Source organism: Myxococcus sp. MxC21-1 (assembly GCF_032612255.1).
GTDB lineage: Bacteria > Myxococcota > Myxococcia > Myxococcales > Myxococcaceae > Myxococcus > Myxococcus virescens.
In genome coordinates, this window is sequence record NZ_CP123278.1 from 7,044,034 (window position 1) to 7,069,212 (window position 25,179).

The window sequence follows — 25,179 nt, forward strand, 5'->3', positions numbered from 1 at the left end:
ACACGGGAAAATTGCTCAGCTCTCCTCGCGCGCAATCACGGCGCGCGCGGCCTCCACGTCACGCTTGATCTGCCCCGTCAGCTCCACCACCGAACCGAAACGCTGCTCGGGGCGAAGGCGGTCGAGGAACTGCACGCGCAGCTCCTTCCCGTACAGATCACCGGCGAAGTCGAGCAGGTGCGCTTCGATCGTCACCTCCGTGCCGCCAAAGGTAGGCTTCACACCGATGTTCGCCGCACCGCCATGCCAGGTGCCCTTTGACTCGCCGGGCAGATGGACGCGGATGGCATAGACCCCCGGTGCGGGGCGCAGCTCGTTCTGCGTGTCCACGTTCGCGGTGGGAAAGCCGATGCCTCGCCCCCGCCCCGCGCCCGTCACCACCGTGCCGTCCAGATCGAAGGGACGGCCCAGCAGCCGCCGCGCCGCGGACACGCGCCCCTCCAGGATGTACTCGCGAACGCGCGATGACGACGCCACCACGCCATCCACCGTGACGGGCGGAACCACGTGCACCGTGGCGCCACGCCGGGCCGCGGCCTCGCGCAGCGTCTCCGCGGTGCCGCGCCGGGCCGAGCCGTAGGTGAAGTCGCTGCCCACCACGACGTGCGCGACGCCGAGCGCGTCGAAGAGCGCTGCCTCGAAGTCCGCGGGCGGCGTGCGCGCGTATTCGCGCGAGAAGGGTTGCACCACCGCGGCGTCCAGCCCGAGCTCCTCGAACAGCTCCAGCTTGCGCGGCAGCAGGGTGATGAGCTTCGGCGCCAGCTCCGGCTGGAGCACCTTGCCTGGATGGGGATGGAAGGTGAAGGCGGCGGCTCGCCCGTGGCGGCGCGCCTCCGCGAAGAGGGCCTGATGGCCCACGTGCACACCGTCGAAGTTGCCCAGCGCGAGTGCCTGTCCGGCCAGCGCCCGGCCCGCGTCCGCCACCGCAGGGAAGACCTTCATGGGCTCCCGTATACTCCAGGCCTCGCGTTTTTCCCTGGCCAAACCCGTCGTCGCCGTGGTTGGTGGCGCCCGCCCATGTCCCGTCCTCGCCTGCTCCCCGAGCCCGTCGGCCTCAAGTTCGTCACCCTGGAGACCCCGCCGGACTGGGACGCCGAATTCGGCTTCAGCGGACCGCTCGAGCTGGAAATCGGCTCCGGCGCGGGCGGCCACGCCCTGGAGTACTGCCGCCGCCACCCCGAGGTACGCTTCGTCGCCTTCGAGTGGCGCAAGAAGTACGCGCGCGACACCCAGGACCGCGCGGACAAGGCGGGCCTGCGCAACCTGCGCGTCATCGAATCCGACGCGCGCTTCATCGTGCCCCGCATCTTCGCGCCTGATTCGCTCGCCGCCATCCACCTCCAGTTCCCCGACCCCTGGTGGAAGCGCTCCCACGCCAAGCGCGCCGTGATTCAGCCCGCGTTCGCCGAGCTGCTGTACGGCAAGCTCGCACCGGGTGGACTCTTCGACATGCGCACCGATGTCCAGGACCGCGGCGTGACGATGCTCGCCATCCTGGAATCCGCTGGTTTCAAGAACCCCTTGGGTTCAGGTGTTTTCCATCCCTATGACCCGGAGGAAGTGCCCTCCACGCGTGAGCGCCGCTACCTGGCCAGCGGGGAGCCCGTGTACCGGGCGCGGCTACTGAAGCCTGCCTGACGTCGCGCCGCGGGCGCGCGCCGAGCCCCTTGCATCCCAGGTGCGGGCAGTGAGAATGGCGGGCAACCCCGCACCGCGCGCGGGACGATTGCACCCGGGGGCGAGACATTCATGGCGGATGGCGAACGGAAGAGGACGCTGGAGGTCGCCCGCCGTGCCCCCCCCGCTGGGGAACTCAGTGGCCGCACGGTGCTCCTCGTGGACGATGACCCGGTGCATCTCCGGCACGTGCGCGACGGACTGGCCCCTCACGGTTACGTCTTCGCCGAGGCCCATGACGGCGCCCAGGCGCTGTCCGCCATCCGGGAGTCCCGCCCCGACCTCATCCTCATGGACGTGGAGATGCCGGGACTGGGCGGCGTGGAGGTGTGCCGCATCATCAAGGCGAACGCGGGCGAGGACGGCTTCGGCTTCATCCCCGTGATTCTCATGACGGCCCGGCAGGCCGCGGGAAAGGTGGAGGGACTGGAGCTGGGGGCGGATGACTACCTGGTGAAGCCCTTCGACATGCTCGAGCTGTCGGCCCGCGTGAAGTCCATGCTGCGGCTGAAGGCGTTGCAGGATGCGGTGGTGGAGAAGAACCGGGAGCTGGACCGCGCCAACAAGGAGCTGGCGGCGCGGCGCGAAGAGCTGCTGGCGCTCACCCGCACGGATGCACTCACCGGCCTGTCGAACCGGCGCGCCTTGGAAGAGCGGCTGAACGACGAGTTCGCCCGCTCGCGGCGTTATGGAGCGCCCCTGTCCCTGGTGATGCTGGACATCGACCACTTCAAGCGCATCAACGACAGCTTCGGGCACCCCTTCGGAGACCACGTGCTGAAGGCCGTGGCCCAGACGGCGCGGGCGCGGCTGCGGGAAGTGGACCTGCTGGCGCGCTACGGCGGCGAGGAGTTCATCGCCCTGCTCCCGGAGACAGGCCCCGCGGACGCGCTCCGGGTCTGCGAGCGGGTGCGCGACGCCATCGCCGCCCTGGAGCTGGAGTATGTGGGTGGGAGTGGCAAGCCGCAGTGCGTGCGGCTGACCGCGTCATTGGGCGTGGCCACGGTGCCGTCGGGCGACCTCCCGAGCGCGGAGGCGCTGCTGCGGGCTGCCGACGCCAGCCTCTATGCGGCCAAGGGAGCAGGCCGCAATCGCGTCCATCAGCACGCCGCGTGACATGTCCGAACCTCGGGCTTTCCCCCGGCGGCGCTTTGACCTAAACCCCTGTCCCCATGCGTCTCTCCGCGACGATGCCCTGGCTGGTAGCGCTGGTCCTGCTGCTGAGCCTGGGTGGCTGCAACCGGCCGCGCTTCGGCACCCCGCAGGACGCCTACACGTCCTTCCACCGGCTGGTGAAGCGAGGGGAGCTGCAGCAGGCGTGGGGCGCGCTGTCCAAACCCACCCAGGACGCGCTGGCGAAGCGTGCGCAGGTGGTGGGAGAGGCCTCCGGGGGTGAAGAAAAACCGGAGCCCATGGCCCTCTTCTTCGCGAATGTCCCTCCACCTCCGGATGTTACGGAGGTCTCGCTGGTCCGGGAGGTGGGAGACGTCGCGACAGTGCTCGTGCGCGCGGGAGAAAGCTCCCACGAGGTCCGGATGGTCCGTGAGCCGTCCGGGTGGAAGGTCGACCTTTCAGCATCCCTCCAGCCGTAAAGCCGGGCATGCCCGGAAAACTCGCATCAGGTAACGTACGACTGTGAACGACAGGAAGACACGGCGGGTGATTCCCGCGGTCGAAGTCATCCGGCGCCCGGCAACGACGCCCGGCACTGCCGCTCCGACCCCGACTCCGGCGCCCACGCCGCGCCCCACGCCTACCCCGCGCCCCACGGGCGTGGCGCCCACGCCCCGGCCTGCTGCTGGCTCGGCGCCCCTGCCGACGCCTCGTCCCGCGCCCACGGGGACCGCCCCGGTGCCCCGCCCCACCCCGGTGGCAGCGCCAGCGACAGCGGTCCCCACGCCCCGCCCGACGACGAGCGTGACGCCGGCGCCCGCCCGCTGGCTCCCCGCCCCTCGGGCCCTGGCACGGGTGCGCCTCCGGGCAGAGCCCCCGGTGGCGGATTCGGCGGACGCCCCGGCGGCTTCCGGCCATCCACGCCCCGGCCGCCCCCCACGCCCGAGCAGATTCAGGCGCTGGCGGTGCGCGAGCGCGTCCCCGCCCGCATCGCGAAGGGCGAGCTGGAAGGGAAGATGAAGTGCCGTATCTGGCGCAAGCTGCACGCCGAGGAGGCGAAGCGCTTCGACCATGTGTACGAGCTGATGGGCCAGACGCCCAGCCTGTCCCTGGGTGACGCCTTCGGCGTGCTCCAGAGCGGCATGACGGTGGCCGAGTTCATGGCCCGCAAGGAGCGCACCCAGCGCAAGGCGGCCATCAAGCAGGCGCGCGGCGAGGTCGAAAACGCCGTGGTGGCGGACTTCCTGGCCGGGCTCATCAGCGACAAGGCAGAAGTCTCCGTGGTGCTGGCGGAGCGCTCCCTGCTGGACACGCTGCAGGCCGAGGAGCCCATCGCCTTCACGCTGGAGCGCACGGGCCGCCTGGAGAAGCTCCAGGTGGTGCTGCTGGCCCGTCGCACGGACTGGGAGCGGCTGCTGCCCGGTCTGGAGCGCGATGCCAAGCTGACGCAGAAGCCGTCTGCGGTGGCGCGTCAGCCGGACAAGCGCCCCCACTCGGACCCGCGCGCCTTCCTGGACCACATCGGGCAGACGGTGCGGATGGTGCTGCGCAACGGCATCACCCTCCAGCTTCCGCTGATGCGCGTGGGCCGGTTCGACCTGCTGCTGGGCGAGGAGGGCCACGAAGTCTTCGTCCCGCTCCACGCCCTGCTGCGCTTCGAGCCCGTGACCTCCACCTCCGACGAGAGTGCCCCCGCGGACGAGGCCTGAGGGCCATCCCCGCGGGGCGTACGCCCCACACCGCCGAGACATCCATGCGTCAGTTCATCTCCCGCATCATCAAGCCCTGGCTCGCCCTGGCCGCGACGGCCGCCATGGTGGGCATCACGCAGCAAGGGTGCACGAAGGACGCTGACGCGACGAAGGCGCCCGCGGTCCCCGAGAAGCGGGAGAACGGCGTGCGCATCGTCGAGCTCTCCGTCACCGAGAAGGGCTACGAGCCCAGCCCGGTGAGCCTCAAGAAGGGCGAGCCAGTAAAGCTGGTGGTGACGCGCAAGACGGACCACACCTGCGCCACCGAGGTCGTCATGGACGGCTACGACATCAACACGCCGTTGCCGCTCAACCAGCCGGTGGAGATTGCCTTCACGCCGAAGGAGTCCGGCAAGCTGGTGTACGGCTGCGCCATGAACAAGATGATTTCCGGCGTTTTCATGGTCGACTGACGGACGCTGGTCGATTTCTAGGCAGCGCCGCCGGGAGGAGTAGTCTCCGCGGCCTGAATGGGCGGCGCGGCGGAGCTCTTCACCCGGCATGTTTTCCTCGACCTCGAAACCACGGGGTTGGATCCGCGCGTGGACGAGGTCATCGAGCTGGGCTGCATCTTCTTCGAGAACGGGCGCGAGGTGGAACGCTTCGCGCGCCTGTACTCGGCGTCGCGGCCCCTCCCCCTCACCATCCGGCGGCTGACGGGCCTGAAGGACGCGGACCTCGAAGGGCATCCGCGCTTCGGCACCGACATCGCCGAGCTTCGCGAGAAGCTCTCCGACTGGACGGTGGTGGCACACAACGCGCCCTTTGAAAAAGGCTTCCTGCCGGACCTGCTGGGGCCCATCCGCGCCCCGGTGCTCGACTCGTGCGAGCTGATGCACTACCTGCACCCGGAGCTGCCCAGCCACTCGCTGGAGTCGCTGCTGCGCTGGGGCGGGCTCGCGTTGAGACAGCCGCACCGCGCGGTGTCGGACTGCGAGGCGGTGTACTCGGTGCTGGTGCACGCCATGGAGCGCTGCGTCCGCGAGGGCCGTGGCGATGACGTGGTGGACCTGCTCGCCGCGTTGGACCCGCGCAAGGGCGCGGAGCTGCGCCTGGCGATGGAAGGCGTGGGCTTGAAGGACGGCGCGAGCGGCGCGTTCGACTATGAGGAATGGCCGCTGGTGGACCTGCTGTCGCGTCTGGCCGCCGCGTGCCGTGAAGAAGCTGCGCCGCTGTTGCTGGAGGCCCAGGGCTTCCTTCGTGGGAAGCCGGAGCGGCGGCGCGCGGGAGGCGCCACCGCGCTGCCCGAGCCAGAGGCGGATGCCCCCGTGCTCCCCGTGCGTCCGGACGAGGTCTCAGCGCTGCTGGGCGTTGGCGGCGCGCTGGAGCAGGCCGGTGAAGGATTCATGAGCCGGGCCGCGCAGCTCGACGTGGCGCAGGCGGTGGCGCGGGCGCTGTCGGACGGCGGGCAACTCGCGGTGGAAGCCGGCACGGGCACGGGCAAGTCGCTGGCGTACGGCTCCCGCCGCCCTCTTCGCGGCGCGAAACGGACGCAAGGTCGGCGTGGCGCCGCACACCAAGACGCTCCAGGACCAGCTCCTGGAGAAGGACCTGCCTCGGCTTCACCGCGCAACGAAGGGCGCCTTTGGCTACGCCCTGCTGAAGGGCCAGACGAACTACCTGTGCCGCCGCCGCGCGCTGGAAGCCACTCGGGTGGAGCCCGGCATGGGGCACTCCGCGCGCGCCCCCGGGCGTATCTGCGTGCGTACCTGCGTCGCAGTGGCGAGGGAGACCTGGACCGGCTGAGCCACTGGTTCCGCGAGCGCTTCCCGGTGCTGATGGCGCTGGTGCCCGCCGTGCGCTCCGAGGCGTCGACGACGCTCGGCGAGAAGTGCCCGCACTTCCACCGCTGCTTCTATCACTCGGCCGTGGCGCAGGCCCGTGAGGCGGACGTGCTGGTCATCAACCAATCGCTCGCCTTCGCGTGGCCCGCGCGCTACCCGAAGCTGGACCACCTGGTCCTCGACGAGGCGCACGAGGTGGAGGATGTCGCCACCACCGCGCTGACGCTGGAGCTGTCGGACCTGGCCTTCCTCCGCCTCACCGAACGGCTGCATGGCAGGGACGGACGGCGCGGCCTGTTCGCCGAGCTGCGCAAGGCGCTGAGCGCTTCGCGCCGGACGGAGACACGGTCGCTGATGGGCGAGGTGGAGGATGGCCTTCGCCGGTTGCTTGACGACGCGCGTGACCTCGGTGCGCGCGTGACGGAGCTGTGCGAACCCACTGCCACAGCCTTGGGCGAGGACCCGGATGAAGGTGCGTACTCTCCGGAGCTGCGCATCACCGCGACCGTGCGCACCCTGCCCGCCTGGGAGCCGGTACGCGAAGGACTGGAAGGCGTGCGCGGCGCGCTCCAGGCGCTGCATGTCCTGCTGTCCGTGCGCGTGCTAGCCGCCCTTCCTGAGCTGGCGGCTCGACAACCCGCGCTGGAGCGGGAGCTGTCGGGTGCCACCACCGAGCTTGGCGAACTGGCGGTGCTCGCTGGCGAGCTGTCCGGAGAAGCCGCGCCAGGACGATGCTACGCGGCCACCGCGGAACCGAAGCGGCAGCGGTGGAGCTTGAGCGCCCAGCCGGTGGATGTCTCCGCCTACGTGTCGAAGGACTTCGCGGAGAGCAAGCGCACGCTGGTGCTCGCATCCGCCACGCTGGGCACTGGTGACGGCTTCCCCTTCGTCCTCCGGCGCTTGGGTCTCGACGGGCGCGGAGGCCGACCTGCGCCCCGACTGGTCCGCGCGGCCACGCCCTTCAAGCTGCATGAGCAGGCGCTGGTCGTGCTCGTCACCGATGCGCCTCGTGCGCACGAGGAAGCCTTCGTGGAGTGGGCCTCGCTCCGGATTTCGGGCCTGGCACAGACGATGGGAGGCCGGGTGCTGGGGCTGTTCGCGTCGACGCGCCGCATGGAGCGGGTGGGCACGAGCGTCCGCGGACGGCTGGACCCATTGGGCATCGAGGTGCTGCGGCAGTCACGCGGGCACAGCCGCTCGCTAGCGGCACGGCAGGAGAAGGACACGGGCACCGTGCTGCTGGGGACCAAGAGCTTCTGGCAGGGCGTGGACATCCCCGGTCGCGGCGTCGGCTGCGTGTTCATCGACAAGCTGCCCCTGGAGCCCGCCATGCGTCCGCTGGTGGCCGCACGCGAGGAGCCCCTCTCTCGCAGCGGCGGCGAATACATGGGCTTCCTCCACTACCGGCTTCCCCGCGCCCTGCTGCAACTGCGCCAGGGCGTGGGCCGACTCATCCGGGCCACGACGGACCGGGGCGTGGTCATCATCTCGGACCCGGGGCACCCCAGCTACCGTGGCCACCTGATGAACGCGCTGGAGGGCTATCGCGTCGAGGCGCTTCCGTGGGCCCAGGCGCGCCTGCGCATCCACGCGATGCTGAAGGAGACGGGACTCACCGTGGAGTCAGGACCCGCGCGGTCCTGGGGGTGAGCCCCGGAAGGGCTCAGTCTTCGAGCCGGGTGCGGTAGCGCGCATCCAGGGCGCGCAGCTCGTGGATGAGCTCGGGGGAAGCGCCCGTGCGCTCCGCGGCCAGGAGGACGTTCGCCAAGGTCCTCGCGTCCTCCTCGTTCTGCTCGCGGAGGCGCTGCACCATCTTCCGCGTGGCATCGAAGAGGTCCTGGAGATCATCGCCATCCCGGAGCCCGTGCTGGGGTGGACGCAGCCGGCCGTCGTGGACCTCCTGCACCATGCGGCGGATGCGGAAGAGCGGGCCCGCCACCTTGTGCGTCACCACGATGGTCCCCAATCCCACCACCGCGATGAAGGCCACCAGAAAGCCCCCCAGCGCCCACCAGGTGAGCTTCTGCTGCCGCTCCAGCTCAGCGCGTTGGGCAACGATGGCGGCACGCTCGGCCTCGTAGGCCGCGTCGATGGCCCCCGCCTTCTCGCGGAAGCTCGCCTCGAACGTGGGGTCGTCCATCCGAGTCAGCAGCTCGTTGGAGAGCGTGGCGCCGGACAGCTCGCGGCTGACCTCCGCCGCGCGGGAGCGGGCTTCAACCGCCGTCGCCGTCTCGCGCATCAGCGCCTGCGCGCCTCTCACGAGGAACACGCCCAGCAGCGCCGACAGCACGAGCGTCACCGAGACGATGTACGCCGTCAGCTTGAGCTGGAAGCCCGTTTCGAGAAGGAAGTTGCGCCAGCGCCGCTTGGCTGGCGTCAGGGGCGCCGTGGTCGTCGTCATGTCTCGCTGCTCCACTCGAAGGTCTCCGCCGCTTCCTCCACCGCGCGAGGTACCAGCGCCTTGAGGAGATCGCCAGGCTGAGCGCCCGCGGCATTCACTTCCACCTGCCCCATCAGCGACAGGTCCGGGTAGGTGAGGCACACCAGCGCCACCCGCAGTCCGCCGCCGTCCGTCGCATGAAGCTCCGGGGTGATGCGGTAGCCCCGCACCCGAAGCTTCTTCAGCGTGCCCTTCGCCGCCGCCTTCGTCTCCTTCGCGGGCGCGAGCTGGGCCCCGCTCCGCATCAGCCGCGAGCGCAGCCGCGCCTCCGTCGCCTTCACCAGGTCGGCGGGGAGCTTGCCCGTGCGGTCCTTGACCGCCTCGAGATGCACGTAGAAGCGCGGCGGGCGGGACTGGTACTCCTTCAGGGCCCCCACGGCTTCGCGCACCGCCGCCTGGACTGACGCGTCCGCGTCCGCCTTGTGGGCCTGGAGGCAGTCGAGCCCGCCGGGCTCCAGCAGCTTCGCCAGCCCCTTCGCCGCGGCCGCGCGCACCAGCTCGCTCTCGTCCTTCAATCCGTTGCACAGCAGCGGCACGGCCTCCGGGTCCTCCGTGGCGCCGAGCACCAGCGCCGCCTGCGAGCGCGAGCGCGGGTCCTTGCTCTTCTGGAGCTGCTTGCCCAGGAAGGCAATACGGGAGTCACCCTGAGCCAGGGCCGCGCAAGGCGCGAGGAGCAGCAGGACGAGGGCGGAGGAAAGCAGCTGCATGCGCAGGGAAGGAGTCCGGAGAGTCTAACGCCGTCTGACGATTGGCGAACAGTTGCATGGCCTTGCACATGGAAGACAGTGGGTCATGGCGACTCCCGCCCGGAGTGCCGTCCCCGCCTCTGTCAGCCCGGGTGTCTGTTCAGACCTGGGGATGCGCTGGGAAGGACACGGCGCGGGGGCGCGAACCCGGGCGGCATGTCCACGGCACAGCTGCTCGGGCTCAGCCCCTGAGGCCCCCACAACCGGTGCCTCCCACCTCCTCCACGGCAGCAGGACTGGCAGGAATCGAGCCATCCGCTCGGGGATGTGGCCTTCATGGGGTAATGTGCGCGTCTCCAGGAGGGCTCACCAGGTGTCTTTCACGTCCCGGTTGGAAGGTCTGCTCCAGAACGTGGGGTTGGGCGGTATCGTGGGTGAGGTGCGCGCGCGCCTCGGGCTCAAGGAGTCCCGAGACACATCCGCGCCCCGGGCCTCGGACTTCCCTTCACCTCCGCCCCGTGGCGCCACGCAGCAGACCGTGGTCGAGCGCACGCCGCGCCCCAGGCCAGTCGTCTCCCAGCCGTCCGACGCGCCGCCGCCGGAGCCGACCGTGGCAGAGCGCACCCCGCCGCGTGGTGCGGTAACCACCGACGCTGTCGCACCTTCGGCTGCCCAGGCCGCTACGCCTGAGCCTTCCCGAAAGGTGACGGCGAAGGCGCCTCGCACGGGGGCAAAAAAGAAGAAGCCCGCAACACGGCAGGCTCAGAGCAGCACGGGAGCCATGTTGGAGAAGCGGTCGGCCCGCCCGACTACGAAGGTCAAGAAGGGAGCGCGCCCCGCGAAGGAGACCGCTTCGCCCGCGACCGGGAATGGCAGCACGGCTGTGGACCAGTTGCTGTCCGCGCTGCGCAACCACCCGAGGCAGCAAGACCTCATCTCGGCTGGTAAGCAGAAGGACCAGCTCGTGCGGTCACTCATCCCGCTCTATCTCGCACGCTCGCTGGATGCCGAGTTCGAGGTGACCTCTGGAACGACGTCGCGCTTCTGGGGGAAACTGGGTGTCACCTACGCCGCGCCGAACGCGGCCAAGGCGCTCCGCCTGCACGGCGGTTACGCGCAGGACACGCAGAAGGGCAAAGCCATCACGGCCCGGGGTGTCCAGTACGTCGAAGAGATGCTGAGTCGTTTCGGAAACGCCACTTCGGGGGCTTGAACGGCGAGCAGCAGTGCTGGGCAATAGGGCGGGCGCTCCAGCTTCGGCTCCCCCCGCCCCACACATATCGCTTAATCCTACAGTTGTAGTTTGAGTCGCGCTCCTCGGGCCCGGTAGTGACAGTGCATGGCCACGGCTTGGTGGTGGCGTCGCCAGCGGCTCCAGGCCAAGACGTGCGCGAGTGGCACCACGGTCCGCCGCAGCAGAGAAAGCAGTAGCCCTCGCACTTCCTGGACGGAGTAGCTGGTGTAGCCCCCTGAAGAGTCGGACAGGCTCGTTCGGCTAGAAAGCGAGTCTGATGATGGAGAAGAAGACGACAGAGGTCGCCCCGGAGGCGGATGGTGCCGAGCCGGGAGGACGGCGGCGCCGTTACTCGGCAGAGGAGAAGCTACGGATGCGCTCCGAGGCAGAGGCGCCCGGCAGCAGTGTGTCGCTGGTGGCGCGCAAGTACGGCGTCAACCCCAGCCAGTTGTTCCGCTGGAGGCAGCTGAAGGAGGCCGGCAGTGTGTCGGGGCTGAAGGCCGGCGAGGCCGTGGTGCCCGAGTCCGAGATGCAGCAACTCAAGGCGCAGGTGCGCGAGTTGCAGCGGATGTTGGGCAAGAAGACGCAGGAGGTGGAAATCCTGCGGGACGCGATTGCCCTGGCGCGCGAAAAAAACTACGCCGGCAAATACCTCCTGCCCTCCTCGGTGTTGCCTCCATAGGGAGGTGGCACCATGGGACGCACGACTGCCCACCCACCGGCGAGCAGGCAGGTGGGGTTGGAGAACCATCGACGGCAGTGCTCCGCGTGCGGAGGGCCCGCCCCAGCGGACTACCGGGCACGGCGGAACGTGGTGACGCTGGAGGCGGTGGTCGCCCTCAAGGTGCAGGTGCGAGTGTGCCACCGGAAGGGTTGCCCGTTGTACTTGAAGCCCGTGCGTGCCGAAGAAGAGGGCCGGTGGGCGCTGCCGGACCATGAGTTCGGCCTGGACGTCATCGCCTTGATTGGGGCACTGCGCTACCACGAGCACCGCAGCGTCCCGGAAATCCATGCAGTTCTTCGCGCACGGGGCGTCTCCATTTCCGAGCGCAGTGTCACCAACCAACTCGACCGGTACGATGAGTTGCTGGCACTGCGAATGACTGACTGTCGGCGACTGCAGCAGGTGACACGTCAACAGGGCCGGGTGGTGTTGGCCATGGACGGCTTACAGCCCGAGGTGGGCCATGAGGTGTTGTGGGTGGTGCGCGACTGCCTCTCCGGCGAGGTGCTGGCAGCCCGTAGCTTGCTGGGCAGTGGCGAGGCGGAGTTGGTCCCGCTGCTCCAGGAGGTGCATGCGGCGCTGGCGGTGCCCATTGCCGGAGTCGTCTCGGATGGCCAGCGCTCCATCCGCAACGCGGTGGCCTCGGCGCTGCCTGGGGTGCCTCACCAACTCTGCCACTTCCACTACCTGCGTGAAGCGGCCCGCCCCCTCTACGAAGCGGACCGGCACGCCAAGAAGCTGCTGAAGAGTCATGTGCGAGGAGTGCGGGTTATCGACCTCAGTGGTCACCCAAAACCGGCCAATGAAGGTCCCCTGAAAACCGGCCAATGGGGAGTGCCGAGACGTTGACGCCCGGGTAGGACGTGGAGTCCGCCCGGGGGATGGGCAACGTCTTGAGCGACGAGAAGAAGCAGCAGGTCATCGCCCTGGGGCGGTTGGGTTGGAGTCTGAGACGCATCGAGGACGCGACGGGAGTCCGCCGTGAGACGGCCAGCGGCTACCTGAAGGCCGCGGGCGTGGGCATCCGTCCACCGCGCCGGTGGGGCAAGTCAAAACCGGCCAATGAGGGGACCACCGAGGCGAGCGCGGCGAGCGAGCCTGCGGCCGAGGCCGCCGGAGCAAAACCGGCCAATGAGGGGACCACCGACGCCATGCCGCGCAGCCGAGCCGGAGTCCGGCACGTATCGGCGAGCATCGTCGCGCCCTACGTCGAGCTGGTGCGGCAGCGGATAGAGGTGGGTCGCAACGGGCGCGCCATCTACGAGGAACTCGTCGACACGCAGGGCTACACGGGCAGCTACATCAGCGTGCGCCGCTTCGTCCGGGCATTGCGCGACAGCCAGGGCCCGGAGGCCAAGGCCGTCATCCACACGGCGCCGGAGGAGGAAGCGCAGGTGGACTATGGGGAGGGGCCCATGGTGCGCCACCCGGAGACGGGGAAATACCGGCGCACGCGCATGTTCGTCATGACGCTGGGCTACAGCCGCAAGTCGGTGCGGCTGTTGTGCTGGAAGTCCTCCAGCCGCGCGTGGGCGCAACTGCACGAGGAGGCCTTCCGGCGGCTGGGAGGCGTGACGCGCACGGTGGTGCTGGACAACCTGCGTGAGGGCGTGCTGGCGGCCGACGTCTACGAGCCGGCCCTCAATCCGCTCTTCCGGGACGTGCTGGCCCACTACGGGGCCTCGGCTCTGCCGGCCCGAGTCCGCCACCCGGACAGGAAGGGCAAGGTGGAGTCGGCGGTGGGCCACGCGCAGCGCACGCCGCTGAAGGGCCTGCGCTTCGAGTCGCTGGAGGCCGCCCAGGCCTACCTCGACGCGTGGGAGGCGAAGTGGGCGGACACGCGAATCCACGGCACCACCAAGCGCCAGGTGGCCGCCATGTTCGGCGAGGAGCGCCCATGGCTGCTGGCCCTGCCCGTGGAGCCCTTCCGCTACTACGCCTACGGTGAGCGAGTGGTGCACCTGGACGGGCACGTCGAGGTGGACGGCGCGTACTACTCGGTGCCCCCGGGACACATCGGCCGCAAGCTGCACGTGCAGTGGGACAGCCTCCACGTCCGCCTGCTGCTGCCCGCTACGGGGCAACTGCTCCGGGAGCACACCCGGGCCCCTCGCGGCCACCACCGCACACGCGAGGAGGACAGGCCTTCCCACGCGCCGCGCACCACCGTGCAACTTCTCGAGCGCGCCGCCAGGGCTGGACGCGGCGTCGCCGCCCTCTGCGCCGAGGTGCACCGCCGAGAAGGTGAGACGGGCACCCGCCGCATCCTGGGCGTGCTGTCCCTGGCGAAGAAGCACGGCGCCGCTGCCCTGGACGACGCCTGCGAGGTGGCTCTCGAGGTGGGCGTCCCCACCTACCGCTTCGTGCGCCGCTACCTCGAAAGACGCACGCCCACTCCCGTCACCCTGCGCCAGGTCGACCCGCTCATCCGCGAGCTCACCCACTACCGCGACGTCATCGCCCGTCTGACTCAGCCCACCCCTCACCCAGGAGACACCGAGACATGAATCTCGTCGAAATCACCCGCGCCCTCACCACCCTGCGCCTGTCCGGCATGGCCCAGGCCGTCGAGGCCCGCATCCTCCAGGCGCAAGCCGAGAAGCTTGCTCCACTCGACTTCCTCTCCGCCCTCGTCAACGACGAGTTGACTCGCAGAAGCGACAGCTTCATCCAACGCCGCCTCAAGCAGGGCGCCTTCCGCGACGCGGGCAAGACGCTCGACGGCTTCGACTTCAACAAGAAGATGAATCGCCGCCTCGTCTTCGAGCTGGCCACCGGCGGCTTCGTGGAGCGACGCGAGGACGCGCTCTTCCTCGGCCCTCCAGGCACCGGCAAGAGTCACATCGCCCAGGCCCTCGGCCGCGCCGTCATCCAATCCCAGGGCCACCGCGTCCTCTACCGCGAGGCGCACCACCTGCTCGAGGAGCTCGCCGAAGCAAGCCTCGAAGGCACCCGACGCCAGAAGCTCGATGCGCTCACCGGCGCTCCTCTGCTCATCATCGATGACCTCGGCATGCGCAAGCTGCCGGCCACCGCCGCCGAGGACCTGCTCGAGCTCATCATGCGCCGCTACGAGAAGGCCTCCACCCTCATCACCTCCAACCGGCCAGTGGAGGACTGGGGGAAGCTCTTGGGGGACAACGCCGCCGTGGCCGCCATGCTCGACCGTCTGCTGCACCATGCCCACGTCGTCCAATTCGGTCCCCGCAGTTGGCGCACCAAGGGGGCCATGGAGTTGCGGACCTCCGAGTCCGCGGGGTAGGAGTCCTCCTGTCTCGGTCCTCTCCCTTTGGCCGGTTTTGAAGGGACCCTCTTTGGCCGGTTTTCACGTGACCATTGAGGATCGAGCGCGCCGTCGAAGGGCGCCAGGACGCCCAAGCACAGGCCGTCCGTGGCTACTGCGCCGCGGTGCGCAGCGCCTTGACGGACGACAGGCGCCCGCCCCTGAAGCCCTCCGGCTTGGAGTTGCACCGGCGACTGCGAGCGATTGAAGCGAGTCTCCGCCGGGCAGAAAAAGGGGGGCGCGCGCCAGAGAAATGAATCGGCTGCGCCTGCTATTGAGGCGCGGTCTGATGCAGACGGCGAGGATGTGGCCACCATTGAAGGCGGCCTTCCGGTGGGTAGAGCGTGTCGCCGAATTCCTCACCAATGCCTCCGGCCAGAAAGGCTGTCACGTCAAAAGGCGCATGGCCGGCCTTGTCGGTGCACTGGAGCATGCCGTGCGACGCGCCCGCTCCCCCCACCGCGCGGCGCTGGCCCATTTCCTCCTGGAGACGCGTCGCTATTGGCCCGGCCTCTTCCATTGCTACGACGTACCCGGCCTGCCTCGCACGGACAATGACTTGGAGCACCTGTTTGGCAGTTGCCGCTACCACGAGCGCCGGGCCTCGGGCCGGCGCCGCGGAAGCGAGGGCCTGGTGGTGCGCGGACAGGTGCGAGTCGTCGCCGCAGTGGCGACCCGACTTGCCCCCACTGTCGGCGCGGAACTGGCCCCCAAAGACATCATCGCGTGGAGGAATCTGCGTGCCTCCCTTCGAAGACGGAAATACGCGCGAATCTTGGGCCGTCGATTCCGGGCCAATCCGAACGCCTACCTCGCAGCGATTGAGCGGGAGCTCAGGAGAGCATTGCCGGCGTAGAAAAAACCTGCTTTCGCCCGCGGCCTTGTCGAAGCTGGAGGGCATGCTGTGAGTGCGGTGTCTCGGGTGCTGGGCGTCTCTCGCTCCAACCTGATGCGCACTCCGGGACCTCGGCGGCCCCGGGCGACCGACACCGATGCCGGCCACCAGGCGCTGGAGGAACTCAAGGCCGTTGTCGGCCAACGCGCCACCTACGGGTTCCGCCGAGCCGGCGCCGTCCTCAACCGGCAGCGCCGTCAGGAGGGCAGGCCCGCCCTCAACCACAAGCGCGTCTACCGTCTCATGCGCCAAGGCCGCCTGCTGCTGCAACGGCATACCGGCAAGCCGACGCGTACTCATGAGGGCCAGGTCGTCACCCTCAAGTCCAACCTGCGGTGGTGCAGCGACGGCTTCGAGGTGCGTTGCTGGAATGGCGAAGTCGTTCACGTCGCATTCAGCCTCGACTGCTGCGACAGGGAGGCCATCGCCTTCCAGGCCGCCGCCCAGCCTCCCACCTCGCTCACCATCCAGGACCTCATGACCGAGACGCTCGAAGCCCGCTTCGGCCCGGGCATCTCAAAGGCGCCCCACCCGGTGGAGTGGCTGTCCGACAACGGCCCGTCTACACCGCCAAGGACACCCGTAACTTCGGCCTCAGCCTCGGTTTGCTGGTATGAACCACGCCCGCCTACTCCCCGGAAGCAACGGCATGGCCGAGGCTTTCGTGAAGACGTTCAAGCGTGACTACGTGTACGTCAATGAGTTGCCCTCGGCTCCCCACGTCCCCGTCCAACTGCCCGCCTGGTTCGACGACTACAACCGCTGCCACCCTCATCGAGGATTGAAGATGATGTCACCCCGCGAGTTCCGTACTGCTAATTCCCAAGCCTGAGCTGTCCGATTTGACGGGGGCAACTCCACCAGGCCGAGGGCCAAATCACGAAGCTCAAACTCATTAAGCGTCAGATGTACGGCCGCGCCAGCTTCGACCTGCTGCGTCGTCGCGTGCTGCTCAACATTTGAGCCTACGGTCCACAAGAAGTGCGGGAGAGCCACTGAACCGGGGCAACATCACTGCTCAAGTGAGGGGACGACTCAGGATTACAAGAGAACTACGAATGCGTCATCGGAAGGCATCGGACCAATAGAGAACCGCGCCGCTTCGCTCATCAACAAGCACGATATAGCCCCATTTGTCGGTCGCCACTCCGCCCAAAGTCGGCTCAACCCGGAACACGGAGAAGCCCAGAGCCCGTAGCCGGGCACACGTCACTTCTTGCTCCTTGAGCGGAAATTCTCCAAGTGTGTCTACCGGGAGCGAAAGCACGCATTCCCCTTGAATCGGATCAAGCTCGTCTACAAGTGAGGGCACATCGCTGGAGGGGACACTAAAGACTCCATGAACCACATCCCAATCCAGATTATGTCGCTGCACAATGTCCACCGCATTGGCGGGCACAAAGGAAGGGAGCCACTCACCGGAACCCATCCCTTCGGCATGTGGCTGGTGCCCATGGGAGTAGCGTCGATCGATTCTCTTCACCTGCCAGGCGAACATCGAAAGCGCAACGACACCCGCCACAACGAGAACTGCAACTGCCACCGTCATAGCGAGCAGACAAAATCTACGGCGAGTCGTCCCCATTTCCAATACTTGTACCGCACCGGGTTGTTGAGACACCAGGTTGTTCGTAATCAGGCCGCTTGATTCAGCATCAGCTCCCGCCGGGCCTGACTCGGCGAAAGGAAGTCGTGGCGCTCAAGTAGCCAGTGCTCGTTGTACCGGTGGGCCCATTTCAGCAGGGCCAGGCGGAGTTCCTCCACGGTGGCAAAGGTGCGCACCCAGAGGAGTTGCTCCTTGAGGGTGCGGATGAAGCGCTCGGCACAGCCGTTGCCCTCGGGACTGCGGACGAAGGACGGACTGGAGGCGGCCCCCAGAAAGCGCAGCTCGCTCTGGAAGACGTCGGAGGTGACTGGCTGCCGTTGTCGTGGCGAATGGACAGTCCTGAAGCCACGCCCTGTCCGTACGCACCGAAGCGCGCCTTGACGCCTTGGCGAATGGGCTCGAGCGCCTCGAAGCGGCTTCCCACCTTGGCGGCGTGGATGCCTACGCACTCGGTAGTGCCATGGTCGACGGCGATGAAGACGGCGGCCTGCCCCTGAAGCGTCGTCACCGTGCAAGTGGCGTCGGTGCCCCACATGACGTCGGGCCTGTCGGTGGTAATCGTGCCATCGTGGTTGCGCGGCCCCAGCACCCGGCGGGCGCGGCCCGGTGCCAGAAGACCTGCCTCGCGCATCAACCGCAGACAGCGCGCCTTCGAGGTGCGTACGTCCTGGGCACGTAGCCGTGCCCACACCTTGCGATGCCCCTCGCCCAGGAAGGGCGAAGCCGCCAGCACGCCGTGGATTGCCTCCAGCAGCGCCTCGTCCGTCAGCGCCATCTTGGGGCCACGCCGGGCTGCCGGAGCAGCCACGGTGTGCAGGCGGGCACGGCGCCGGTACACCGTGACGCGGGGTACGCGCCAGGTGGCCGTCACGAGCGCCAGCCCGTACCGCTTGCCACTGGAAGGCGAGAGACAGGCGCTCATCCTCTCGACTTCCTCCAGGGAAAACCCGGCGCGTTGTCCTCCAAGAGCCGGGCCTTCTCCGCGAGTAACTCGTTCTTCATCATCAACTCGCCCACCATGGCCTTCAGCCGCAGCACCTCATCGTCTGCCGGCTCCGGCTCACGGCTCTTGAGGTTGGCCTCGGCGCCGGCCAGGAACTTCTCCCGCCATTCGCTCAGCACCGCCGCGGTGACGCCCAGTTCGCGCGACAGCGCGTCGAGCTCCTCGCCCTTGAGCAACCGGAGCACGGCTTCCTTCTTCCGCTTCGCCGAGAAGCGACCGCGCTCCGCCGTCCTGTCTTGCTTCTGCTGCCTCTTCACATCCATCTCACGAGGGGGAGGTTATCCCCCTGTGAGGTGTCTCAAGAAATCCTAGGGCGGAGGATACCTCTGCACCCGAGGGCGCCGCATCCCCGTGTGGTCTCTGCATCGTTCCTTGCACGAGTCGCCACGGCGCGGGTCGATCCCACAAGTATTACTGTCAACGTCTGCATATCCATCCTCAATATTATCACTGATACGCACCCTCCTGATCGCCTTAACGATCGCATCCGCCACCTCCATGGCCAGCCCAAGGCTCCATGCCCCCGCACTGTTAAGGGAAGAAATTGGCGTAGTCCCACACAACTGCGCAATGAGACAAGTAGTATAACAGTGCGCCTTTGCGTCTCCGACTCCAGTACCAAATGCAGCCGTCGCCAAATCCCAACCGTACACATTAACCACAACTGCGCAAGCCGGATTAATTGGATTCTCACCAGTTGGGTCAACGAAGTGCATTGGATTGTTAAGCGCGTAGCCATACGCGGGCGTGCTCAGCCCCCGCTGCGCCATGCCCTTTACGAACTCCGGGTCCTCCAGCAACGACTCCGGCTGCAGATACCGCCCGATACTGGGGTCGTAGTATCGATTCCAGTTTTCAAAGAGGTCCGTCTCAGCGTCAAAATATTGACCCGGGTAGCGTATTGGCGTCCAGAAGGGCTGAGCCCCTGTCTGGTAACGCTGATACTCACAGGACTGAACCGACACTCCACCGTACGGATAACTCGGCGCTTGCGCGCAAGTCGCGGGGTTACAGTCAAGCCCTCCAGCCGCGGTAGGACAACAGTTACTTGCATTTGAGATGAAGGCAACGTCCAACGCACCGGTGCTCGACGGCGCGACCCACTGAGTAACCTGCGGCCCCTGAAGCCTCCCACCGAATGGACCCGCCACAGGAGGGGTTGAACCGCCAGCGTGGCGTAGCACGGCATAATCCAGCGGGGTCCCATTGTCTGACTCGGTATCTACCAGTCCGAATCGAACGCGCACACGGACACTCGTCGACGGATTGACCGTCGGCGACACTGCCTGAGCGCAGCTCGCTACAGACGCATTCAAACTATTGCCATACGGGTGCGCAGTTCCTCGCGCAACGACTTTCCGGTTGACATGACCATATGGCTCATATTCACCCAAGCCCGCCATCTGCCGCGAGGAGTCCATCATGAGGACTGGCATCCCGATATGGTCGGTGACAGGGAAGTACACGCCACAACGTGCATCCTCGCCATTTCGAGCGCACTCGGATGAAGAATCTGACGCCCGACTCCAGTCCGTAGCGAACCGACCACGAACAAGAACAACGGGGCGTCCGTCCAGCCACACGTAGTCGTCTTCCACGAAGTAGCTAGCAGGGAATCCAACCGTATCTACGCCTTGATCACTCAGCAGTTGGTTCTTCAAATCATAGAAGAACTCGTCGCGTGCGCCACTAGGGTACACCTTCGAGCGTCGCCGCCCCAATGCATCATAGTAATAATTATAGGCCAAGCCGTTCACAACCACCGAACGAAACACCGTGTCGGTAGCGACTTCGGCCGACTGCCCATAGGCAAACTCAAGCCATGGCCTTATCGGAGAAGTGCTGTTCAGCCGTCCCAGCCGCTTCTCCGATACGCGACCATCTACATCGTACGTGTACTCTTCAGCCAGAGCATCATCCATCGAATACACACGACCGAGCAGTCGGTCCACCAAGGGTGACGTCCCGTAGGTCATCGCCACCCCCTGCGAGTCCTCAATAGCCGACGTCCGATTGCCACGAGGAGAATAGGAATACGAACGCCCAGAGTACGAATACGCACTCGAACTCCCCGTCGAAACCGTCAAACGCATGACGTTATCATACTCAAACGTCTGTTCCTTCGCATTCGTAGCACCTAGCACGCAGGTATCAATTCTCCAAACCTGATCTTTCTGCCAACTATACGTGCGTTTATAGATATCGCCCCCCCCCTGCCCTTGGCTCAACGGCCCGGAGGACACCCGTAGCGAGCGCAGGCGACCTGTACGGTCAGAATTTTCGACAGAAGGCGGAACAGCAGAGCAGCGCGCAGAGGCACTCGGTGCAACCGAGCTATTGTCGCCCAACATGTATTCAACACCACTCAGATTCCCTTCCGCCAAATGGTGCAACTGGTACCCACGCAGCCCACCAAATGGCTCCCACACGACATTGCTCACGAGTCTTGATGTGCTCCAGGAACCCCCATCGAAGAGCGAAACATCGATTGCAGCAACCCGACTGGCTGCACCACCCGTCCCCAAAACGTAGGTCACAGTACGACCACGTGGATAGCGAATCTGACTCAAGTCTCCATTGGCCGTATACTGATAGAGCGTATTCAGGCTCTCACCCACACAAGAGGTTTCTCCAGTGCGGAGACGAACCTCAGCAATCACACGTCCGGACTCATCGTAGCGATACCAGGTGGTGCCAAACGAATCTATGCGTGCGCGAAGGCGGCCCAATGTGAACTGCGGCTGCAAACAACTGGAGTCAACTACTCCCCAGCCATCGTACCGCAAAGCATATAGCAACTCATCCCCCGCGGCAGGAAGGGTATACAGACGCCTTGCCTCAACCAAGCGGGACAGAGAGTCGTACCCATATCCGACCGCCTCCCCACTACGCCGCATCGACTCAGTTTCCTTGATTACAACATTTCCCGATGCATCATATTGGGACCGCTCAGGCCCCTCCGCACTCGGCAAGGAAACCTCCACCACGTGCCCGAAGTCGTCAAAGACATAAGTCAATGCGGGCTCCATGCAACTCGCGCAGGCGCCTGACACAGGGCACCCCGGACGCACCGATGACGTGTTCCCCTGCGCATCGTACTCGAAGCAGGTCCTCCATGCAGCACCTGCTCGATTTTCAGCCACATACGAGAGCCTGTTCGCCCTGTCATAGGCCAACCCGACACAAGCACTAGACTGTGGCATTCCATCGGTTCCGCCAACGCCGCCGCAGTGAGCTGGCGGATTATTCCGAGGGAGCCCAAAGCCAACCATATTATCGGCGCCATCAAAGAGCCGTGCTTGTTCGTAACTGCCTGTTCCGGTGCCCCAGGACTGCCATGTAGGGCGACCATGGGCGTCAGCAGCATACTGCTGAATTCGTCTCACCTCGGGCCCATTTGCTGAAGGGGAAACAAAACGTTCCTCCCGGAGCGTTCCATCAGGCCAATAAGTGTATTCCACTCGTTCAGTCCAAGACGAACCGACTGAGTCCGCCGACTTGGCCTTCCACTGCAACTGGTCCGTCAACGCACCACCGGCACACGTCTCGCCTACTGTACCTGTTCGGTAGCAAAAGACATCATAGCTTCCAGCAGGGTGCTGCACCCATGTCTGTCGGCCATTATCATAGCCAAAGTAAGTCGTTCCTCCGCTACCTGTCTGAAAGGAAATGAGTCGCGACTCATCATAGACAAGGAGGGTGCTAATCCCGTTGGCATCAACAATCTCCGTCGCATTTCCCCACGGATCATATTGGGCGTAGGTCGTCACGAGCGGAGGAGCCGTAGGCGAGGCATACGTATACACTGACCGAAGACGGTTCTTTCGCGGCGAATTCTCCGTCGAAGGCCAGTAGTGATACTGAGTCAAGGGGTATTCCCCCCCCGCACAATCTGTCGCCGACTCACTGCTCACAAAACAGGGACCATGTACCTCAAGCGTTCGCCCCAATGGATCTGGCAGGATTTCGCCAGTGGCAACGCGCGTTGCAAAGTAAAACGTCCCAATGAAGCGCTGCTGTGTGGTCCAAACACCAGAGCCACTACGGACTCGAGTCCAGCCGCTGCGGATGGTCGCCTTCAGTCTGTTGGTTGCGGACTCATATTGATGCGCAGTGCGCGCCCGTGCCCCCACGCCCCCCAAGATGCTGGGTTTCTCGGATGCCGCCAACAAGCGCTCTCCCTGCGCGCCATCAGTGTACTGGAATGTCTCTTCTTCCAGCGCATCCGTTCCAGCCATGCTGCTTGCCCCCCTGTACACCGCGGTCTTCTCGGCCGGCATTCCCGCATCAGGAGTGTTGTAACTGTAGACCTCCCAGTTCCCGCGCTTATCCTTTCGAGCCTTCTCATAACTTGGCGACGTCGAAGTGCCGCACTCCCATTCAGATTGGGTGGTTCCGGCAGAGCAGTACCTGAGCACCGAGCAACTATCTATAGTGCGATACAGTCGAGGTGTCCCACCACCTCTCAACTCCGATATGAATTCGTAAGTCCGAACAAGGCCCGATCCACCATCCGTTCCGTCCCCTCGACCAGCGCTCTCCGTCGTTACGGTGCGTCGCATGGGGACGGCTCCACAGCAATTGGAGCCAGGCTGGCACCTTCCCCAGGAATCATAACCTGCAATTGCCAACTGCTCTCCTGTCGTTACCGATGAGATGACCCTGCCGTCCACTCCCTGAGTGTGGACGACGCTCCTGCCATCAGAAGAGAGCTGTACTAATTGGCCTGACGTATAGTCATAGCTTTCCGACCGCGACGCCCACTGCGCCGCCGCAATACGGCCCGGGCGTTCGGCCACACCATCGGAAGCGTAGGAGTACTGCACTGCGCTAACGGCAGGCTGCCCCGGCGCCAACAGGTCGACCCGATCAATTACGCACTCAAGGCCGCCACCAACAGGCGACAAGTCTGAATATCCAAACGTGAGAACAGTTCCCGCACTCTCCACAGATGCCAGATACGGCACACCGAATCCGGTTCCGGCCGCTCCAGCGGGGCATGAAGCTGAAACAGATGGAGGGGCGTAGCTCAAGCTAAGCCGGGTGCCCCCCGTTGCCGTCTTCACTGCCGTCAGGAAATAACGTTCTGCCTGAGTCGCTCCCGCAGAAACAAAGGGGGCTTCGAAGTGATAGGTCTCACCCGAATTGTGCTTGAGGATGAACCCCTGAGTGGTCCGCTGAAGCCGCTCAGGAATGCTACTATTGGACCAATGAGGCGCTGCCGTACAGGGAACTCCGGAGCAAGCAACGAAGTGACTGACACCTCCTCCCGGATGCCATACCGACCATACGTCATCATTGTCATTGACCCGAACCAATGAAAGGTACTCATGCCACCACTCCACGGAATCAGCAGACGCAAGGCTCGCGCCAAACGGCTTCGGAACCCCAACCAAGGGCGCCTCGGTCCGCCACATTTCAGGGCTTGAGGTGTAGAAGCGCCTGAACATAAGCGAGCCAAGTGCCCCAGGAATCTCAACATCTGTTACAGGAACGAAGCTACTTCCCTCCAGGAGGTATACCGGGTCGCCCACCATAAGAGCACTGCACTGACATTTTGGCCCTTCACAGTCTGTAGGTGATGGGTTTCTCGGCCCCGGAGGTCTTGGCCCCCCCCATCACTCCCCGTCGTCGGATGAGGTCCCCCATCACTCCCTCCGTCGTCGGATGAGGTCCCCCCATCACTCCCTCCGTCGTCGGATGAGGTTCCCCCATCCGGGAAGCCCCCGCCCCCTAAAGGGATACATGTATTTGATTCAAGATCACACAAGGCGTAAAGGCCGCAGCATACCTTCCCGCACTCCACTCGCCCTTCGGGGCAGTTTCCGGTACCAACGCATCTACCTTCCTCTGGAATGCAAATGTTGGTCCCCATACAGCAAGCATGGATACCTTCGCGCGTTCCACAGCCAAACCCACCGGCATTACAACAAAGGGAGTTTGTACACACCTGAGTGTCGCTACAGCAGTATGCCGATGGAGACTGCTCTCCACATGCTTCCCATCCGTTATCCTCGCAGAATGTCGATGCACTTAAATCCAGCGATGGAGACTCCTGCACCGGAATTTTACTTGTACCAGACTGGGCGAACAGCGGCAGCGTGATGAGCAACGCAGCCAGCAACGCTCCATTAACGATTCGAGGATTCATATAGCCAATACCGAGAGGAGATTTTCACGTAAGCCAAAGGCAATCTTTACTTGTCTGAGGCACCACGGGCGGCTGCCCCCACCCACGTCGGAGGCGGTACGCATACGTTTCCGGGCTGCCCCGGAAACAATTGCGCACACCCCCATCCAGCAGGACATCCAGCACCGTCGGCACAGGCCTGACTGCAAAAGTACCCTTGGGCTCTTCCTCCGGGGGCCACATGGAGACAGAGTCCCGATTGGCATTCACTCGCGCCTGCTTGGGTGCAACTCTCACCCACTTCCTTGGTGGGCTTCGCAGCCTGCAAAGGCCTATGCTCCCGTAGAACCATGCTGTCCAACGGCGCTGGCGGCAACGATTCCGACCTTTCACATGCCGAAGAGGCCAGACAAAACCAGCCAAAAACAATTACACGCAGCGACCGTGACACCTTCTTCACCTCCGGGGAGACGCTTCTCATGGTGTACCGAGGCGCAATTGCTTTTCGACTTCTGAGGCAGTCAAGCCTCACCCAGCGAACCGCGCACTCCTACACATCCTAGAAATAGTGAACTACTAAACTATAGGGAGAGGAATTCTGGCAAGACCCACAACTCCCTTCAGCAAAGTCGTTGCGCCAGCACCGACAGTTCAGCGCCCGCTTGACAAGCGTGGCTGGCGGCCACGCACAGCATTCAATTGCGCGGCCCTCAAACACCCAGACTCAAGATTAACAAACAAAATTTTAAATCCAGGTATTTGCCAGGTGTCCGGTCACGGTTCGGCGTCGCTTGTCCCCTCCTTGCGAACGAGCACTCTTGAGCAGTCCCCGGCTCACACTCAAAGTGCGGCT

Annotated in this window: 16 protein-coding genes and 4 pseudogenes; 14 read left to right on the forward strand and 6 right to left on the reverse strand. The window is 65.5% G+C overall.

All coding sequences use genetic code 11. From position 1 onward, the window contains the following. Nucleotides 1-15: 15 nt before the first annotated feature. Nucleotides 16-942: a bifunctional riboflavin kinase/FAD synthetase gene (locus QEG98_RS31315; protein WP_090490341.1), complete on the reverse strand. Its 927-nt coding sequence runs from the start codon at nt 940-942 to the stop codon at nt 16-18. A gap of 75 nt (nt 943-1,017) precedes the next feature. Here QEG98_RS31315 and trmB point away from each other — a divergent pair, with 75 nt between their 5' ends. From trmB to QEG98_RS31345, 6 genes and pseudogenes are all read left to right on the forward strand, one after another. Further along, nucleotides 1,018-1,638: a tRNA (guanine(46)-N(7))-methyltransferase TrmB gene (gene trmB / locus QEG98_RS31320; RefSeq protein ID WP_090490342.1), complete on the forward strand. Its 621-nt coding sequence runs from the start codon at nt 1,018-1,020 to the stop codon at nt 1,636-1,638. A 111-nt stretch (nt 1,639-1,749) separates the two neighbouring features. Further along, nucleotides 1,750-2,793 (forward strand): diguanylate cyclase, encoded by a 1,044-nt coding sequence (locus QEG98_RS31325; RefSeq protein WP_090490343.1) that lies wholly within the window; start codon nt 1,750-1,752, stop codon nt 2,791-2,793. A 56-nt stretch (nt 2,794-2,849) separates the two neighbouring features. After that, nucleotides 2,850-3,269, forward strand: a complete 420-nt coding sequence (locus tag QEG98_RS31330) for a hypothetical protein (RefSeq protein WP_316563900.1) — start codon at nt 2,850-2,852, stop codon at nt 3,267-3,269. A gap of 486 nt (nt 3,270-3,755) precedes the next feature. After that, nucleotides 3,756-4,499, forward strand: a complete 744-nt coding sequence (locus tag QEG98_RS31335) for a hypothetical protein (RefSeq protein WP_316563901.1) — start codon at nt 3,756-3,758, stop codon at nt 4,497-4,499. Nucleotides 4,500-4,543: 44 nt separating this feature from the next. Continuing rightward, nucleotides 4,544-4,954 carry a cupredoxin domain-containing protein gene (locus QEG98_RS31340; protein ID WP_316563902.1) on the forward strand — a complete coding sequence of 137 codons (411 nt, stop codon included), beginning with the start codon at nt 4,544-4,546 and terminating at the stop codon, nt 4,952-4,954. A gap of 57 nt (nt 4,955-5,011) precedes the next feature. After that, nucleotides 5,012-7,975, forward strand: a pseudogene (locus QEG98_RS31345) (helicase C-terminal domain-containing protein). A gap of 13 nt (nt 7,976-7,988) precedes the next feature. Here QEG98_RS31345 and QEG98_RS31350 read toward each other — a convergent pair. Both QEG98_RS31350 and QEG98_RS31355 read right to left on the reverse strand, forming a co-directional pair. Further along, nucleotides 7,989-8,726 (reverse strand): signal protein, encoded by a 738-nt coding sequence (locus QEG98_RS31350; protein ID WP_140856711.1) that lies wholly within the window; start codon nt 8,724-8,726, stop codon nt 7,989-7,991. Continuing rightward, the gene (locus tag QEG98_RS31355) at nt 8,723-9,472 is read right to left on the reverse strand and encodes a HEAT repeat domain-containing protein (RefSeq protein WP_141621524.1); all 750 of its coding nucleotides are present in this window, start codon (nt 9,470-9,472) and stop codon (nt 8,723-8,725) included. The genes QEG98_RS31350 and QEG98_RS31355 overlap by 4 nt, the downstream gene beginning before the upstream one ends. Before the next feature lie 352 nt (nt 9,473-9,824). On the opposite strand from QEG98_RS31355, the gene QEG98_RS31360 reads away from it, so the two are divergent. The 8 genes and pseudogenes from QEG98_RS31360 to QEG98_RS42340 all read left to right on the forward strand — a co-directional run bounded on the left by QEG98_RS31360 (nt 9,825) and on the right by QEG98_RS42340 (nt 16,419). Next, nucleotides 9,825-10,664 (forward strand): hypothetical protein, encoded by an 840-nt coding sequence (locus QEG98_RS31360; RefSeq protein ID WP_316563903.1) that lies wholly within the window; start codon nt 9,825-9,827, stop codon nt 10,662-10,664. A gap of 301 nt (nt 10,665-10,965) precedes the next feature. Continuing rightward, nucleotides 10,966-11,319 (forward strand): annotated as a pseudogene (locus QEG98_RS31365) (transposase); the annotation flags it as partial. Between the two features lie 177 nt (nt 11,320-11,496). After that, a pseudogene (locus QEG98_RS31370) lies at nt 11,497-12,186 on the forward strand (ISNCY family transposase); the annotation flags it as partial. A gap of 104 nt (nt 12,187-12,290) precedes the next feature. Continuing rightward, a complete protein-coding gene (gene istA, locus QEG98_RS31375; RefSeq protein ID WP_316563904.1) occupies nt 12,291-13,916 on the forward strand; it encodes an IS21 family transposase in 1,626 nt (541 codons plus the stop codon). Beyond that, a complete protein-coding gene (istB, locus tag QEG98_RS31380; RefSeq protein ID WP_316563905.1) occupies nt 13,913-14,671 on the forward strand; it encodes an IS21-like element helper ATPase IstB in 759 nt (252 codons plus the stop codon). Before istA ends, istB begins: the two co-directional genes overlap by 4 nt. Before the next feature lie 337 nt (nt 14,672-15,008). Beyond that, nucleotides 15,009-15,548: a hypothetical protein gene (locus QEG98_RS31385; RefSeq protein WP_316563906.1), complete on the forward strand. Its 540-nt coding sequence runs from the start codon at nt 15,009-15,011 to the stop codon at nt 15,546-15,548. Between the two features lie 48 nt (nt 15,549-15,596). After that, nucleotides 15,597-16,271: a DDE-type integrase/transposase/recombinase gene (locus QEG98_RS31390; RefSeq protein ID WP_410477869.1), complete on the forward strand. Its 675-nt coding sequence runs from the start codon at nt 15,597-15,599 to the stop codon at nt 16,269-16,271. Beyond that, a complete protein-coding gene (locus tag QEG98_RS42340) occupies nt 16,252-16,419 on the forward strand; it encodes an integrase core domain-containing protein (protein ID WP_410477870.1) in 168 nt (55 codons plus the stop codon). The genes QEG98_RS31390 and QEG98_RS42340 overlap by 20 nt, the downstream gene beginning before the upstream one ends. A 231-nt stretch (nt 16,420-16,650) precedes the next feature. Here the strand turns inward: QEG98_RS42340 and QEG98_RS31395 are convergent, their stop codons facing one another. The 3 genes and pseudogenes from QEG98_RS31395 to QEG98_RS42345 all read right to left on the reverse strand — a co-directional run bounded on the left by QEG98_RS31395 (nt 16,651) and on the right by QEG98_RS42345 (nt 23,733). Continuing rightward, complete coding sequence (locus QEG98_RS31395) at nt 16,651-17,208, reverse strand: hypothetical protein (protein ID WP_316563907.1); 558 nt, start codon at nt 17,206-17,208, stop codon at nt 16,651-16,653. Nucleotides 17,209-17,222: 14 nt separating this feature from the next. Next, nucleotides 17,223-18,459: pseudogene (locus tag QEG98_RS31400) on the reverse strand (IS3 family transposase). Nucleotides 18,460-18,504: 45 nt separating this feature from the next. Then, nucleotides 18,505-23,733, reverse strand: coding sequence for an RHS repeat-associated core domain-containing protein (locus tag QEG98_RS42345; protein WP_410477871.1), 5,229 nt, complete (start codon nt 23,731-23,733; stop codon nt 18,505-18,507). Nucleotides 23,734-25,179 lie beyond the last annotated feature (1,446 nt).

Excerpts from the sequence above, each read along its gene's own strand:
- QEG98_RS31315 (WP_090490341.1), bottom strand. The coding sequence starts at position 942 with ATGAAGGTCTTCCCTGCGGTGGCGGACGCGGGCCGGGCGCTGGCCGGA.
- trmB (WP_090490342.1), top strand. The coding sequence starts at position 1,018 with ATGTCCCGTCCTCGCCTGCTCCCCGAGCCCGTCGGCCTCAAGTTCGTC.
- QEG98_RS31325 (WP_090490343.1), top strand. The coding sequence starts at position 1,750 with ATGGCGGATGGCGAACGGAAGAGGACGCTGGAGGTCGCCCGCCGTGCC.
- QEG98_RS31330 (WP_316563900.1), top strand. The coding sequence starts at position 2,850 with ATGCGTCTCTCCGCGACGATGCCCTGGCTGGTAGCGCTGGTCCTGCTG.
- QEG98_RS31340 (WP_316563902.1), top strand. The coding sequence starts at position 4,544 with ATGCGTCAGTTCATCTCCCGCATCATCAAGCCCTGGCTCGCCCTGGCC.
- QEG98_RS31350 (WP_140856711.1), bottom strand. The coding sequence starts at position 8,726 with ATGACGACGACCACGGCGCCCCTGACGCCAGCCAAGCGGCGCTGGCGC.
- QEG98_RS31355 (WP_141621524.1), bottom strand. The coding sequence starts at position 9,472 with ATGCAGCTGCTTTCCTCCGCCCTCGTCCTGCTGCTCCTCGCGCCTTGC.
- istA (WP_316563904.1), top strand. The coding sequence starts at position 12,291 with ATGGGCAACGTCTTGAGCGACGAGAAGAAGCAGCAGGTCATCGCCCTG.
- istB (WP_316563905.1), top strand. The coding sequence starts at position 13,913 with ATGAATCTCGTCGAAATCACCCGCGCCCTCACCACCCTGCGCCTGTCC.
- QEG98_RS42345 (WP_410477871.1), bottom strand. The coding sequence starts at position 23,733 with ATGGTGGGCGACCCGGTATACCTCCTGGAGGGAAGTAGCTTCGTTCCT.